At 69.8% G+C, this 13,375-nt stretch carries 14 protein-coding genes and 2 pseudogenes; 3 read left to right on the top strand and 13 right to left on the bottom strand.

Annotation, left to right across the window (positions count from 1 at the left end; translation table 11 throughout):
* Positions 1 to 825: 825 nt before the first annotated feature.
* The 8 genes from ccsB to E4N62_RS29140 form a co-directional block, all read right to left on the bottom strand.
* Entirely contained in the window at positions 826 to 1,947 is a 1,122-nt protein-coding gene (gene ccsB / locus E4N62_RS29175) for a c-type cytochrome biogenesis protein CcsB (RefSeq protein ID WP_230219426.1), read from the bottom strand.
* The gene (locus tag E4N62_RS29170) at positions 1,944 to 3,950 is read right to left on the bottom strand and encodes a cytochrome c biogenesis protein ResB (RefSeq protein ID WP_230219424.1); all 2,007 of its coding nucleotides are present in this window, start codon (positions 3,948 to 3,950) and stop codon (positions 1,944 to 1,946) included. Before E4N62_RS29170 ends, ccsB begins: the two co-directional genes overlap by 4 nt.
* Before the next feature lie 4 nt (positions 3,951 to 3,954).
* A complete protein-coding gene (locus E4N62_RS29165; RefSeq protein WP_230219422.1) occupies positions 3,955 to 4,734 on the bottom strand; it encodes a cytochrome c biogenesis CcdA family protein in 780 nt (259 codons plus the stop codon).
* A gap of 4 nt (positions 4,735 to 4,738) precedes the next feature.
* Positions 4,739 to 5,338: a TlpA disulfide reductase family protein gene (locus tag E4N62_RS29160; protein WP_230219420.1), complete on the bottom strand. Its 600-nt coding sequence runs from the start codon at positions 5,336 to 5,338 to the stop codon at positions 4,739 to 4,741.
* A 65-nt stretch (positions 5,339 to 5,403) separates the two neighbouring features.
* Complete coding sequence (locus E4N62_RS29155) at positions 5,404 to 6,672, bottom strand: hypothetical protein (RefSeq protein WP_230219418.1); 1,269 nt, start codon at positions 6,670 to 6,672, stop codon at positions 5,404 to 5,406.
* A 191-nt stretch (positions 6,673 to 6,863) separates the two neighbouring features.
* Positions 6,864 to 7,538 carry a histidine phosphatase family protein gene (locus tag E4N62_RS29150; RefSeq protein ID WP_184904911.1) on the bottom strand — a complete coding sequence of 225 codons (675 nt, stop codon included), beginning with the start codon at positions 7,536 to 7,538 and terminating at the stop codon, positions 6,864 to 6,866.
* Positions 7,535 to 8,854 carry a glutamate-1-semialdehyde 2,1-aminomutase gene (hemL, locus tag E4N62_RS29145; protein ID WP_230219416.1) on the bottom strand — a complete coding sequence of 440 codons (1,320 nt, stop codon included), beginning with the start codon at positions 8,852 to 8,854 and terminating at the stop codon, positions 7,535 to 7,537. The genes E4N62_RS29150 and hemL overlap by 4 nt, the downstream gene beginning before the upstream one ends.
* Before the next feature lie 594 nt (positions 8,855 to 9,448).
* On the bottom strand, positions 9,449 to 9,754 hold the full coding sequence (locus tag E4N62_RS29140; protein ID WP_230219414.1) for a hypothetical protein: 306 nt from the start codon (positions 9,752 to 9,754) through the stop codon (positions 9,449 to 9,451).
* Positions 9,755 to 9,967: 213 nt separating this feature from the next.
* On the opposite strand from E4N62_RS29140, the gene E4N62_RS29135 reads away from it, so the two are divergent.
* The gene (locus E4N62_RS29135) at positions 9,968 to 10,405 is read left to right on the top strand and encodes a hypothetical protein (RefSeq protein WP_003974483.1); all 438 of its coding nucleotides are present in this window, start codon (positions 9,968 to 9,970) and stop codon (positions 10,403 to 10,405) included.
* Here the strand turns inward: E4N62_RS29135 and E4N62_RS29130 are convergent.
* The 5 genes and pseudogenes from E4N62_RS29130 to E4N62_RS29110 form a co-directional block, all read right to left on the bottom strand.
* Positions 10,350 to 10,700 carry a hypothetical protein gene (locus tag E4N62_RS29130; RefSeq protein ID WP_374117080.1) on the bottom strand — a complete coding sequence of 117 codons (351 nt, stop codon included), beginning with the start codon at positions 10,698 to 10,700 and terminating at the stop codon, positions 10,350 to 10,352. The genes E4N62_RS29135 and E4N62_RS29130 overlap by 56 nt on opposite strands.
* Positions 10,701 to 10,835: 135 nt before the next feature.
* Positions 10,836 to 10,997, bottom strand: a pseudogene (locus E4N62_RS29125) (flavoprotein); the annotation flags it as partial.
* Between the two features lie 153 nt (positions 10,998 to 11,150).
* Positions 11,151 to 11,684, bottom strand: a pseudogene (locus E4N62_RS29120) (WbqC family protein); the annotation flags it as partial.
* Positions 11,685 to 11,844: 160 nt separating this feature from the next.
* Complete coding sequence (locus tag E4N62_RS29115; RefSeq protein ID WP_230219412.1) at positions 11,845 to 12,171, bottom strand: putative quinol monooxygenase; 327 nt, start codon at positions 12,169 to 12,171, stop codon at positions 11,845 to 11,847.
* Positions 12,172 to 12,173: 2 nt separating this feature from the next.
* A complete protein-coding gene (locus E4N62_RS29110; protein WP_230219410.1) occupies positions 12,174 to 12,560 on the bottom strand; it encodes a VOC family protein in 387 nt (128 codons plus the stop codon).
* A gap of 63 nt (positions 12,561 to 12,623) precedes the next feature.
* Here E4N62_RS29110 and E4N62_RS49725 point away from each other — a divergent pair, with 63 nt between their 5' ends.
* On the top strand, positions 12,624 to 13,034 hold the full coding sequence (locus E4N62_RS49725) for a helix-turn-helix transcriptional regulator (RefSeq protein ID WP_374117079.1): 411 nt from the start codon (positions 12,624 to 12,626) through the stop codon (positions 13,032 to 13,034).
* The gene (locus tag E4N62_RS49720) at positions 12,943 to 13,338 is read left to right on the top strand and encodes a WYL domain-containing protein (protein WP_374117078.1); all 396 of its coding nucleotides are present in this window, start codon (positions 12,943 to 12,945) and stop codon (positions 13,336 to 13,338) included. The genes E4N62_RS49725 and E4N62_RS49720 overlap by 92 nt, the downstream gene beginning before the upstream one ends.
* Positions 13,339 to 13,375 lie beyond the last annotated feature (37 nt).

Here is a 13,375-nt window from a genome sequence, read left to right as displayed (position 1 = left end):
CCGGTAGGGCCGGGCGACAAGCCCGGTATCAGGAACCCTGATGATGCCCATGATGATGCACACGCCGACGCCGGATGACAAGGGTGTTGCCGAGACGTGTCGGACCCGCCCTTCGAGGCTCCACGCCTCGACGCCTCGGAGGGGGAATGTTGCCGCAGCGGTCTTGACGGGGTCGCGCGACAGGCGTCAGTGTTTCTCAGGATTCCTGATGTAACAGCGTGACTGACACGCTCGAGACATGCCTCGGTCCCTCCACCCGCTTTCCCGCCTGCCCGCACACGCAGCCACGTAGACCGTCACGACACCCGCGCCAACAGCCCCCGTCGGCAGACGCCGGGGCCGTGGTGTCACGGCTGCGACCGGCGCGCCGCCCTGGCCACCCGGTAAGGGGGAGGAGTGCGAGCGCTGGACGCCCGCGCACGCGGACGGCCTCGCCGGGCGCGCCACTCCGGACAGGCCGGAGGCAGTCCACCGATGACCGAGGCCGCGTCGAAGGCCGAGGCGGGATCGGGGCCGAGCATCTCGCCCACCTCCGCCGGGCACACGGTGCCGGGCCCCGTCGCCCTCTCCGCGACCGGCAACGGTGAGCGGACGGTCTGGATCACCGCCAGCAGGTCAGGTCGCGGATCCGTGCCTCCTCCTTGGTGAGGGCGGACCCGTCCGTGGGGGCGGACCCGTCACACCGCACGCGGTCCGGCCCGTCCGCCACGTTGCCCATCCTGTGCGCGAGACGGGTGCACGCCGAACGCTGCGGCCATCTCCTGACAGGTCAGCGAGGTCCTTGACCCTGCCGGGCCCGGTCCACGAACGCCTGGAGGATGCGCGTCAGGAACGGACCGAGTGCAGCACCGCCAGGCCGACATCCGCGTAGGAGTGCTTGCCGCTGACGAAGATGTTGACGCCGTAGTAGTTGAACAGCCAGCAGGCGAACGCGGCGATGGCGATGTACGCGGCCTTGCGGCCCTTCCAGCCGGCCGTGGCGCGGGCGTGCAGGTAGCCGGCGTAGGCGACCCAGGTGATGAACGACCAGGTCTCCTTGGGGTCCCAGCCCCAGTAGCGGCCCCACGCGTCGCCCGCCCAGATGGCGCCCGCGATGATCGTGAACGTCCACAGCGGGAAGACGGCGGCGTTGACGCGGTACGAGAACTTGTCGAGCGAGGCGGAGGCCGGCAGCCGCTCCATGACCGAGGTCGCGAACCGGCCGGGCCGGCCGCCGCTCGCGAGCTTGCTCTCGTAGGAGTCCTTGAACAGGTACAGGATCGTGCCGACCGCGCCGACGTAGAACACGGCGCCGCAGAAGATCGCGGTCGAGACGTGGATGTACAGCCAGTACGAGTGCAGGGCGGGAACCAACTGGTCGCTGGCGGTGTACAAGACAGTGACGGCCAGACCGAGATCGAGGAGGACACTCGTGATGAGCGGCAGCCCGAGCCAGCGGACGTTCTTCCGCAGCGCGAGCAGCGAGAGGTACACGCCGACGGCCACGGTGGAGAAGGTGATGTTGAACTCGTACATGTTGCCCCACGGCGCCCGCTGCACCGAGAGCGCCCGCGTGAGCACCCCGCCGAACTCGACGAGGAACGCGACCACGGTGAGGGACACGGCGATACGGCCGTAGAGGTCGCCCTGCTCGTCCCCACCGTGGGCGCCGGGCCCGTCCGGCACGTCCCGGGAGCCGGTGGCGGCCCGCACGACCACCTTCGGCCGCTCCAGCACGGAGGTCCCGCCGGCCGTCTTCACCGTCACCGCGGGCGCGTCCGCCTTCTCCGCGGCGGCACCGCCCTCGGAGGTCAGCGCGGCGGCCGTACGGCCCACCTTGCTCCGGCTCCCGAAGAGCCATTCGGCGATGTAGGCGAAGAAGGCCAGGGTGTACACGGCCATCGCGGAGTAGATCAGCGTGTTGCTGATGCTCGCGAGGTTTTCGTTGGTGGCGGCGGCGAGATTCACTGCTCGGCCCCTTCGGACGGCACGGCTGGGGGGTTGGGGGTAGAGGTGGAGGTCTTCAGGTCCGTCTTTGCTGCGGGCAATCGTGCCGCTGGGGCGGCACGGGTGGGCGCAGCGGCACCCGGCGAGCGCCGGTCAGCGTCACCGCCGTCGGCCTCGGCACCAGCAGGCGGCTCACCATCGGGACCAAGCTCAGCGACAGTAGGAGCCTCGTCGTGCACAAGCCCGGCCAAGTCACCCAACTCCTCCGGCACCTTCGCCGACTCACTGCGCCCGAGCCCCGCCATCTCCACGACCGTGACCCCGTCGGCCCCGGCCACCGCCCGCACCCACACCCGGCGGCGCTGCACGAAGAGGGACGCGGCAAGGCCGAGAATGGCGGCGATCGCTCCGGCGAGGGCCCACCCGCTGCCGGGCTGCTGGGTGACCTGGAAGCCGGCCCACTCCTTCACCCCGTCGAAGGTGACCGTGCCGTTCCCCCCGGGCAGCGTCATGGTCTCGCCGACCTTCAGGTTCTCCCGCACCTGCGCGCCCTTGTCGTCCTCGTACGCCTTCAGCTTCCGCTTCTCCAGGCGGTACACGCTCTGCGGCACACCCGAGTCGACCCCGAGGTCACCGTGGTAGGGCTCCAGGTTGAGCACGGGGTTCAGCAGCGCGGGGAACTGCGAGAGCACGGCCGTGTTCTCGCCGCCGTACGTCGGCAGGAAGAACGCCTGGAAGCCGAGCTGTTCCCGCTTGCCCTGGGCGTTGGTGTAGCCGTCCATGACCTTGATCGCGCCGGAGGAGGTCACGTTGGAGTCCAGCGGCAGCAGCGGCGCGGCGTCGCTGAAGACGACCTCGCCCTTGCCGTCCCGCACGGTGATCACGGGGGCGTATCCGTGGCTGACCAGGTAGACCTTGGAGTCGCCGATCTCCAGCGGCTTGTTGACCTCGATCTTGGTCGACTTCTCCTTGCCGTCCGCGCCGACCGCGTAGTCGATGTACGCCTCGTAGATCCGGGGGGTGCCCTTGTTCGGCCCGCTCACCTCGTAGGTGCCCCGGAAGTTCTTGAGGTCGAAGCTGAAGGGGTTGAGGTCCTCGGCGGTGAAGAGGCTGCCGGACTTGAAGTCGTCGTACTGGGTGAGGGTGTTGGCGAAGCCGTCGCCCTCGACGATCAGCTTGTTGCCCTCGGAGCGGTAGAGCTGGCCCCAGGCGAAGGCGACGAGCATCACGATCAGGGCGATGTGGAAGGCGAGGTTGCCCGCCTCCCGCAGATAGCCCTTCTCCGCGGCGACCGCGTCCCCGGCGAGGTGCGCGCGGAACCGGCGCTTCTTCAGCGCCCTCAGCGCGGCCTCGCGCACCTGCTCGGGCGTCGCCTCGGTGCGCCAGGTGGCGTAGGCCGGCAGCCGGGTCAGCCGCCTGGGCGCGCCCGGCGGGCGGCCGCGCAGCTGGCCCACGAACTGCCAGGTGCGGGGCACGATGCAGCCGATGAGCGAGATGAACAGCAGGATGTAGATCGCCGAGAACCACACCGAGCTGTAGACGTGGAACAGCCCGAGCTTCTCGTAGATCGGTCCCAGGGTGTCGTGCCGCTCCATGAAGTCGGCGACCCGGGTCTCGTCCTGTCCCGACTGCGGGATCAGCGAGCCGGGGATCGCCGCGAGCGTCAGCATGAACAGCAGGATCAGCGCGACCCGCATCGAGGTCAGCTGCCGCCAGAACCAGCGGGCCCACCCGATCGCCCCCAGCGCGGGCAGGTTCGGCGCGTCCTCCTGCGGAGCGGTGGACAGCTGCGAGCCGGCGGCTCCGAGCTCGTTGTCGTCGGGGGACGCGGAGGCACGACCGGTGGCGGAGGCCGAAGCGGCGGGCCGGTCGGCGGCGGTGGAACCGCGTTTCCCGGACGGCCGGGCCCGGTCCGTGGACCGGGCCGCGCCGGCCGGACGGTCCTCGCCGTCGCCGTCGCCGGTGTGCTCGGTGCTGTTCTTCCGCTCGCCGGAGGCCTCGCGGCCGGAGTCGGTCGTCGTCATTGGCTCAGATCCCAGGGGTGAAACCGGAGGACCAGACCTGCATCTCCTGAATGATGCGGTCCCAGGCGCCGGTCAGCATGAGCAGTCCGATCGTGATCATCATGCCGCCGCCGATGCGCAGCACCCACGCGTAGTGCCGCTTGACCCAGGCGAAGGCGCCGAGCGCCTTACGGAAGGCCACCGCGGCGAGCACGAAGGGCAGGCCCAGCCCCAGACAGTACGCCACCATCAGCAGCGCTCCCCGCCCGGCGCTGGCCTGTTCGAGGGCGAGCGCGTTGACCGAGGCGAGGGTCGGGCCGATGCAGGGCACCCAGCCGATGCCGAAGAGCGCGCCCAGTATCGGGGCGCCCACGAGCCCGGTGGCCGGCTTGGTGTGGAAGCGGAACTCGCGCTGGGTGAACCAGGGCATCAGCCCCATGAAGAACAGGCCCATGGCGATCATCAGCGCGCCGAGCACCTTGGTGAGCACGTCCTGGTGCTCCAGCAGGGTCCGGCCGAAGTAGCCGAAGAGCGCGCCGCTGGAGACGAACACGATGGTGAACCCGAGCACGAACAGCCCGGCCCCGGCCACCATCCGGCCGCGGCGGGCGTCGACCAGGTCGGTGCCGCCGACTCCGGTGACGTACGACAGATAGCCGGGCACCAGTGGCAGGACACAGGGGGAGAAGAAGGAGACGAGTCCGCCGAGGACGGCGATCGGCAGGGCCAGCAGCAGGGCCCCGTTGAAGACGGTCTCGTTCAGCTCGGCGGCGGTCGTGGTGAGCGCGGCCGTTCCCGACACCATCACGTCACTTCTCCGCGAGGATCGGGTCGAGCATCTTGCGCAGCTTCTCCTCGCTCAGCGCCTGCTGGGTGCGCGCCGCGAGCTTTCCCTCCCGGTCGACGACCAGGGTGGAGGGGATCAGCTGCGGGTTGAGCGAGCCCTTCTCGAAGCGCAGCAGCAGCTTGCCCGTGGGGTCGTACAGGCTCGGGTACTCGACCTTGTACTGCTTCTCGAAGGCGATCGCGGGCCGGGTGCTGGTGTCGCGGGTGTTGATGCCGACGAACTGCACTCCCTGGTCCGCGAGGTCCTCGGAGACCTTGGCCAGGTTGGGGGCCTCGGCGCGGCAGGGCGCGCACCAGGAGCCCCACACGTTCAGGACGATGATCTTGCCCTGGTAGGCGGAGAGGTCGAGCTGCTTGCCGTCGATGGTCTTCCCGGAGAGGTCGGGCGCGGTGTCCCGGTCCCCCTTCTTCACCGTGGCGATCCCGTCGGATCCGGTGATGAAGCCGGTCTGACCGCCACCGCCCTCGATGCCCCCGCCCGCGCAGGCGGACAGCGTCAGCGCCAGGGCGGCGGCCCCGGCTGAGAGCAAAGCGGCACGACTGCGGCTCGTACGGACACTCATGTGAAAAGTTTCGCATGCCCGTTTCGGGGGCTTACGGCGGGGTCGACGGCCCCCTTCTCCGCAGGTCAGGCTGTCGAACCGGCTCCCAGGAACTCCTTCCACCCACCGGTCGGCTCCTGCCCCACGCCGAGGGTCTGGAGCTTGGCGAGGACGTCCGGGGTCTGCGCGTCCATCCAGTCCACGAACTGCCGGAAGGACACGATCCGTATCTCGCCGTCCTTGGCCTTCTCCTTGGCCCGCGCGATGTGCTTGAGGGCCTCCTCGACGGCGTCCATGTAGACCCCGCCGTTCCACTCCTCGAAGTGGTTCCCTATGAACAGTGGCGCCCGGTTCGTCTCGTACGCCCGCTGGAACCCGGCGACGTACGCGCCGGTGGCCTGGGTGCGGTAGGCCGGGTAGTTGGCGGGTGGGGCCTGGGTGGAGTTCTGGGACTGGTTGTACATGATGTTGTAGTCCATGGAGAGCACCTCGAAGCTCCGCCCGGGGAACGGCACGGACTGCAGGGGCAGGTCCCACAGACCCTGCTTCTTCTTCGGCCAGACCTGGAGGCCGCCGGGCGAGGAGGAGTCGTAGCGCCAGCCCAGCTCGCGCGCGGTGGGCAGCAGGTTCTCCTGCCCCAGCAGACACGGCGTCCGGCCGCCGACCAGCTCCTTGTCGTAGTCGAACGGCAGGGGCTCGACGTCCGTCCAGCCGCTGTTGGTCCGCCACTCCTTGACGAAGGACTTCGCCTGCTCGATCTCGCTGCGCCACTGCTTCGGCGTCCAGTTGCCGACCGAGCCGCTGCCGCCGCAGAAATGGCCGTTGAAATGGGTGCCTATCTCGTGCCCGTCGAGCCACGCCGTACGCAGGTGTCCCAGCGTCGACTTGATGTGCTCGTCCGTCAGATAACCGATGTCGGAGGCGCCGGGCGCGTTGTTCGGCGGAAGGTAGAGACGCTTCTTCGATTCCGGCAGGACATAGATCCCGGAGAGGAAGAACGTCATATGGGCGTCGTGGTCCCGCCCGGCTTTCAGGAACCGCTCGAAAAGCCCGTTCCCGACGTCTCCGGCCCCGTCCCAGGAGAACACCACGAACTGCGGCGGCGTCTCGCCGGGCGCCAGCGGCCGCGGCTTGCCCGGCTGGTTCGGCTGCTTGCCGGTGTACGAGGTCGACCCGTCACCCAGTGGCTTCGCCGTCTTCCCCGGCTTCTTCTTCCCCGAGCCCTTGCCGCCGTCACCGGCCCCGCCGGCCTCGGTCGGCTTGCCCCCGGACCCCGTACCGCATCCCGTCAGCCCCAGTCCGGCGACCGCTCCCGCGCCGACACCGAGCATCCCCCTCCGCGAAATCTCGCGCATTACGTCCCCCTTGGGTCAGTTCACGCACCAGTTCACGTGAAGCACACCGTCTGAGAGGGCGGAGAGGACGCGGCGGTTCCTATTGATCTCCGGAAAGCTCAGACGCCTTAGGGGCGCGGGGAACTGCGCGAGCAACCACGACGGACCCGCAGTTCCCCGACAACCTCACACACGGCTGTTCAGCGGAGCACTCACGCACCAAAGGCCTTGTCTTTTCCCTTGACCGGCTTGGCGCCCGCCAGCAGATGCGGCGGCACCAGATCCCGCGCCGGCTCGCTGTACCCCACGGAAACGATCCTGTCGCCCTGGTACGTGAACGTGGTCAGCGACGCGAGCGTGCACTGCCGCCGGCGCGGATCGTGCCACAGCCGCCGCTTCTCGACGTACGACCGCACGATCCAGATCGGCAGCTGGTGCGAGACCAGCACGGCCTCGTGCCCGCGCGCCGCGTCCTTCGCCGCGTCGAGGGCCCCCATCATCCGCACGACCTGGTCGACGTACGGCTCGCCCCACGACGGCTTGAACGGGTTGACCAGGTGCTTCCAGTTCTCCGGCCGCTTCAGCGCGCCGTCGCCGACGCCGAAGGTCTTGCCCTGGAAGACGTTGTCCGCCTCGATGAGGCGCCCGTCGGTGGCGAGGTCGAGCCCGTGCGCCTTGGCGATCGGCGTCGCCGTCTCCTGCGCCCGCTCCAGCGGGGAGGCGACGACGTGCGTGATGTCCCGGGGCGCCAGGTGCTCGGCGACCCGGTCGGCCATGCGCCGCCCGAGGTCGGAGAGGTGGTACCCGTCCAGGCGCCCGTAAAGGATCCCCTCCGGGTTGGCGACCTCGCCGTGCCGCATCAGGTGGACGACCGTGATGTCACTCATGCTGCCGAAGCCTCCGCTGCTGCCCGCGCCGCCGCCGGAAGGGCGTCGGCGATCCGCTGAACCGCCCGCTCGTCGTGCGCGGTCGACACGAACCACGACTCGAACGACGACGGCGGCAAGTAGACGCCCTGCGACAGCATCGAGTGGAAGAAGGCGTTGAAGCGGTACGACTCCTGCGCCTTGGCCTCCTCGTAGTTCCGCACGGGCGTCTCCGTGAAGAACACGGAGAACATGTTGGAGGCGTTCTGCAGCGTGTGCGCGACGCCCTCCTTGCTGAGCGCGTCCGTGACGAGCCCCTGGATCTGCCGGGACACGGCGTCGACGACGTCGTACGCCGCCTCGTCCAGCAGCCGCAGCTGGGCGAGCCCGGCGGCCGTCGCGACCGGGTTCCCGGAGAGCGTGCCGGCCTGGTAGACGGGCCCGGCGGGCGCGAGGCGGGCCATCACGTCGGCGCGACCGCCGAAGGCCGCGGCGGGGAAGCCGCCGCCCATCACCTTGCCGAAGGTCATCAGGTCCGGGACGACCCCGTCGATGCCGAACCACCCGGCCCGGCTGGTCCTGAAGCCGGTCATCACCTCGTCGGACACGTACAGCGCGCCGTTCTCCGCGCAGACGTCCTTGAGGCCCTGGTTGAAGCCCGGCAGCGGCGGGACGACGCCCATGTTGCCCGGGGACGCCTCGGTGATCACACAGGCGATCTCACCGGGGTGGGCGGCAAAGGCGGCGCGCACGGCGTCGAGGTCGTTGTAGGGCAGCACGATCGTGTCGCCGGCCTGGGCACCGGTGACGCCCGGGGTGTCGGGGAGCGCGAAGGTGGCGAGGCCGGACCCGGCGGCGGCGAGCAGCGAGTCGACGTGACCGTGGTAACACCCGGCGAACTTCACCACCTTGGCACGGCCGGTGAAACCGCGGGCGAGCCGGATCGCCGACATGGTGGCCTCGGTCCCGCTGGACACCAGCCGCACCTGCTCCAGGGGCCCGACCCGGTCGACCATCTCCTCTGCCAGCGCGACCTCGCCCTCGCCGGGCGTACCGAAGGAGGTGCCGCGCCCGACGGCCTCCTGGACGGCGGCGACGACCTCGGGCCGGGAGTGCCCGAGGATCATCGGACCCCACGAGCACACAAGATCTACATACTCCCGACCGTCGGCGTCGGTGAGATAGGGACCGGTACCGGACACCATGAACCGGGGCGTACCGCCCACGGCGCGGAAGGCGCGCACGGGAGAGTTCACGCCGCCGGGCGTGACGGCCGCCGCGCGCTCGAAAAGAGTCTGCGAAACTGGGGCTTCGTACGGATAGCTCACACAGGCCATGGTGTCAGAGGCTCCGAAGATCCTGCCGACTGGTGTTTGCGCGCACGTTTCGGCGAGCGGTCGCGGGGGAGGTCACTGACACGATGATCGGGTTGCGCGGCGGGGTCACGCGGCCCAGAAATGCGTTCGGGTGGAGATATGCATCGCGGTGGCGGACTGGGCGAGGGGACCGGTGACCTCGGTCCTCGTCGTGCCCGGCGGGGCAGGCACCGGCGCGAGGCGGAGGAGGCCGCGGAGACACGGCAGGAGCGGGGCGGGTCGACCGACCGCAGCGCGCCGGGCGAGGTGAGCGGGGCGGCCGGGCCGGGCCCGCAGTCGTCGCCGGGGCCGCAGAGCGGTCCGCCGGCCCGGCCGGTGGGACCGCCGGCGCCGCCCGTGCCACCCCTTCCCTCGGTACCGCCGCCGCCCGTGGGGTCGCCGGGGTCACAGCCCCCGTACACACCGCAGGGGCAGCCGGGCGTGTACGGTCCGCAGGGTGCACACGGCACACACGACCCACTCGATCCGCGCGCCGCGCGTGACGCACGCGACGCACGCGGTTCGCAGGACCAGCGGCAGGACCAGCGGCAGGAGGCTCCGCCGGCTTCGCCGCGCTCACGTCGCCGACGCGGTGCGCAGGGCGAGGCCGACCGTTCCCCGACCGGCACCGGGCAGACCGGCACCGGGGGAATTCCGACCGGTGCCGACCGGGGCGAGGGCGGAACCGACCGCTCCGCGCAGGGACCCGACCGGTCCGAGGGCGGACTCGGCCGCGCCGAGGGCGCTTCCGGCCGGATCCCGTCCAATGGCTCCGACCGGGTCCCGCCCGGTGGGTCCGACCGGATCCAGGGCGGTGGCGCTGAGCGGATCGGGCGGCGCAGCCGTATGGACGGTATGGACCGTATGGATCGCGCCGATCATGTGGATCGTGTCAATCGTGTGGACGGAATGGATCAGACGGACCGGATGGACCGGCCTGACCTGGTGGATCGCAGGACGCGTGCGGAACGCAGGAGCCGCGCGGACCGCAAGGACCGTACGGACCGCATCGAGAGCGCGGACCGCACAGACCGGGTGGACGGCCTGGACCACGCGGTGGGCCGGCTCCGGGCGGGGAGCGGGAATGGTGGTCGGGTGGGGGTGACGTACAAATACTTCGGCGCGCCCGACGGCGCGACCGCGGCCCGCGTCCCGATCTCGATGCGCCCCGAGGAACTCGGCGGCGACGAACTCGGCATGAACGGCATGTTCACCAAGATCAAGCCGGAGACGATGGCCGCGATGGTGCTGACCGGCATCGAAGGCGTCCCCCTCCACAAGGTGCCCCCGCTCGAACTGGTCGTCCTGCACCCCGACTACGCGGTCGTGAAGCTCCCCATGACCGTCGTCGACCCGCTGCGCGGCATCGGCGAGGAGGCGGTGGGCGCGGCCGCGTTCATCTGGTCGACGGTCCCGGACCGCGGCGGCCCGCGCGACGCGTTCAACGTCTACCAACTGCTGCACGAGTGGCAGGACTTCAGCCATCGGTTGCATGAGGCGGGGCATCAGCCTTATTGCCTGGTGTGGCCCTGACTTGGGGTTTCTTGGGCATTGGGTGGAGCTTTAAGGGCTCCACCCTCATCGTGTGCCGGGAGGCGCCCTCAGGCGGCCAGGGCACATTGGCTCTGGCGAGGGCACTGATGTGCCCTCCCTGCTCGGCTTCCTCGGTGAAGGCGTCGTCTATCGCCTTGCGGGTGTGGGTGTCGCTGGACGGCAGCAGGTGCGTGTACGTCCGCAGCGTGAAGCCCGGGTCCGAGTGGCCGAGGTACTCGGAGAGCGCCTTGATGTTCTCCCCCGCGTCCAGGAGCGCGGAGGCGTACGCGTGCATGCTTGAGTATGAAGTCCTCCACCACGTCGAAGTTCCCGATGTGGCCCGCTCATCTTGCGGCACGCGGCTGCCTACGCTGTGGAGGGCCTCGACCAAGAGATCATTCTTCGATTCGTTGCAGATCGGCTACCCCTCCGTGTCGATGAAACCCAGGCCCTGCGGAGTGGCCACCACGCCCACGTCCCAGTTCGCCTCCTGAGCAGCCGTAATCGACTTGCCGACGTCGCCAGCGACCCCGGCCGCACACACGACGACGTACAGGAACGGCTTCTTGCCCGACATCAGCGGCTCGGTCACGTGAAGCCCCCGAAGGACCTTGTCTCGTTGGGCCGCCAGCACGGCAGCCAGGGCTTCCGGCCCGATCTGGCTCAGTGCCCAGAGGCTGCTGACCCCTCGGGACCACCGCCAGAGTGGGTCTTCCGTATCCACAGGCGTGTGGAAAGCCAGCACCGGGATGCCGTGGGCATCGAATGGAGCCGGGTCGAGGTAGCGCCAGCCACCCGTGCCGCAGAGATAGTGGGTACTGTTCGTGACCGCGGCAAGGTCGGCGAGCCGTTCTGATCGGCCCTCCCGAGTCGGGATCGTGCTGCTGTCCAGTACGTCACCGCTCCAGCCAAGGGCGGTGAGCAGGGCGATAGTCGACGCCCTGGCTATGTCGGAGACGCGGTCGGCGTCCTCGAACTGATCGAGGACCGTGTCCAGGACTTCACGCACCGCGGGCCAGTGGCGGCTGCGGCCGTAGTACTGGCGAATCAGCAGGCTGACGGTACGGCGGGAGCGGCTGGGGTCGGCGAGCCGCGCCTGGTTGATCAGTGTCGGGCGCCCGTCGGGCAAGTGGCTGGGGAGCGTGAGCCACTGCTGCCTGGCGGGGCTGTCCAGGGCCGCGAGGCGGGCCCGGTGCTGGTAGTCGCGCCGGGCGAACTGGACGTCGTCGAGTTTTCCGAGCGTCGCGTGTGTAGAAGAGCCCCTGAACTGCAAGTTCACGTCCCGTGCATGTTCGCGACGTGGAGGACAGCGCTGCCGGCCGCCGTTCTGTCAGTGCTCGCATCATCAGCGGCGCGACGGGCATGTCAGTGCCGGTCCTACGCGACCCGGCCGCAGGAATGACCCCCGAGCGGGCCATTCTTGCGGCCAGGGGCGTGTGTCAGGGCCGGCCGTCGGCGGTGGGGAGACCCACTCCGCCGAGGACAGTCAGGTCCGTGCGTTGCGGCGGAGACGACAGCAGCGCGAGGACATCTGCAGGGTCGGGACCGTCGGCGCGCGACGGTGCGGCGAGGGCTGCCTGCGCACTGGCCGCGTCCCGCCAGACCTCGGTGACATGCACTGTGTCCGGATCGGCTGCGTCCTGGCTGATCAGATAGATCTCACAGCCAGGGAAGCCGTGCAGCGTCTCCGCGACCCTCAGCAGGACGGCGGCGAGTTCGCCGCCCCTGCCCGGGTGCGCGGTCATGGTCATGAGTCTGCCGATCATGCTCAGACCAGGGTGGTGATGCAGAACGGGTGGCCAGCGGGGTCCAGCAGGACCCTCCACCGGTCGGGCTGGGGCTGGGCCGGGGGCTCGACAGCACCCAGGGCCAGCAGGTGAGCCTGCGCGCCCTCCAGGTCGTCGACGCCCAGTTCGATGTGGGCCTGCTTCTCCTGGGACGGGTCCGGCCAGGTGGGACGCCTGTAGTCGGTCAGCCGATTGAACCCCAGTCCAGCCGAGCCCTCCTGGCCGAGCAGGATGAAGTCGTCGCTGGAGTAGGCGACAGGCAGGCCGAGGGCCTCTCCATAGAAGCGGGCCATTGCGGCGGGGTCCGGGCAGTCAAAAGTGATGGCCGAGTAGCGGATCGCGGGTGCGGACGTATTTCCGGTGCTCATGGGGAAGACGCTATGCCGGGACCAGGACAGATTCGGTCCTGGTCATGCGGGACACTTCACGATGTGATCAGTACATCCGCCCGTCTGCTGCGACTGGTCTCACTGCTGTCCGCGCGGCCGTCGTGGACCTGCGGCGAGCTGGCCGACCACATGGCGGTCACCGAGCGCACGGTGCGGCGGGACATCGCCAGGCTCCGAGAAATCGGCTACGGAGTCGAGTCCGACCCCGGGCCGTGGGGCGGTTATCGCCTCCGCGCCGGAGCACGGCTGCCGCCCTTGATCCTCGATGACGAAGAGGCACTCGCCGTGGCCGTCGGGCTGCGCGAGGCCGCGCTCAGCGGCGTTCTACACGGGACGCCGTTGGTACTTCGTCGCCCGGGACGTGAGGCGGAACGAGTGGCGTACCTTCCGAGCCGACAGGGTCGGCCAGATACAGCCGGCCGGACGCCCGGTGGAGTTCATCGACCCACCTGACCCGGCCCTTCTTGTTTCCCGCTCCATCGCGACCGGGACCTACCCGCTCTACGTGACGATCCGCCTCCCGCTGCCCCTGGATCAGTCGCTTCGGCTGATCCCGCCGACGGTCGGTACCCACCGCCCGGAAGGCCCCGACGCCACGATCGTCAACATCGGCGGCCCCGACGCGGACGGGCTCGCCAAGTACCTCCTCAGCCTGGCCACACCACTGCGGGTCCTGTCACCGGACGACGTGCGGGAAGCCCTGCTGTGCCGTACCCGGGAACTGTTCGAGGACAACGTGAACGGTCAGCCCCGGTAGAGGGACATTACACCGGGAACGAACATGTCTGGTCGCC

The organism is Streptomyces sp. MNU76 (genome assembly GCF_020982545.1).
Classification (GTDB): domain Bacteria; phylum Actinomycetota; class Actinomycetes; order Streptomycetales; family Streptomycetaceae; genus Streptomyces.
This window is presented reverse-complemented; position numbering and strand designations above follow the sequence as displayed.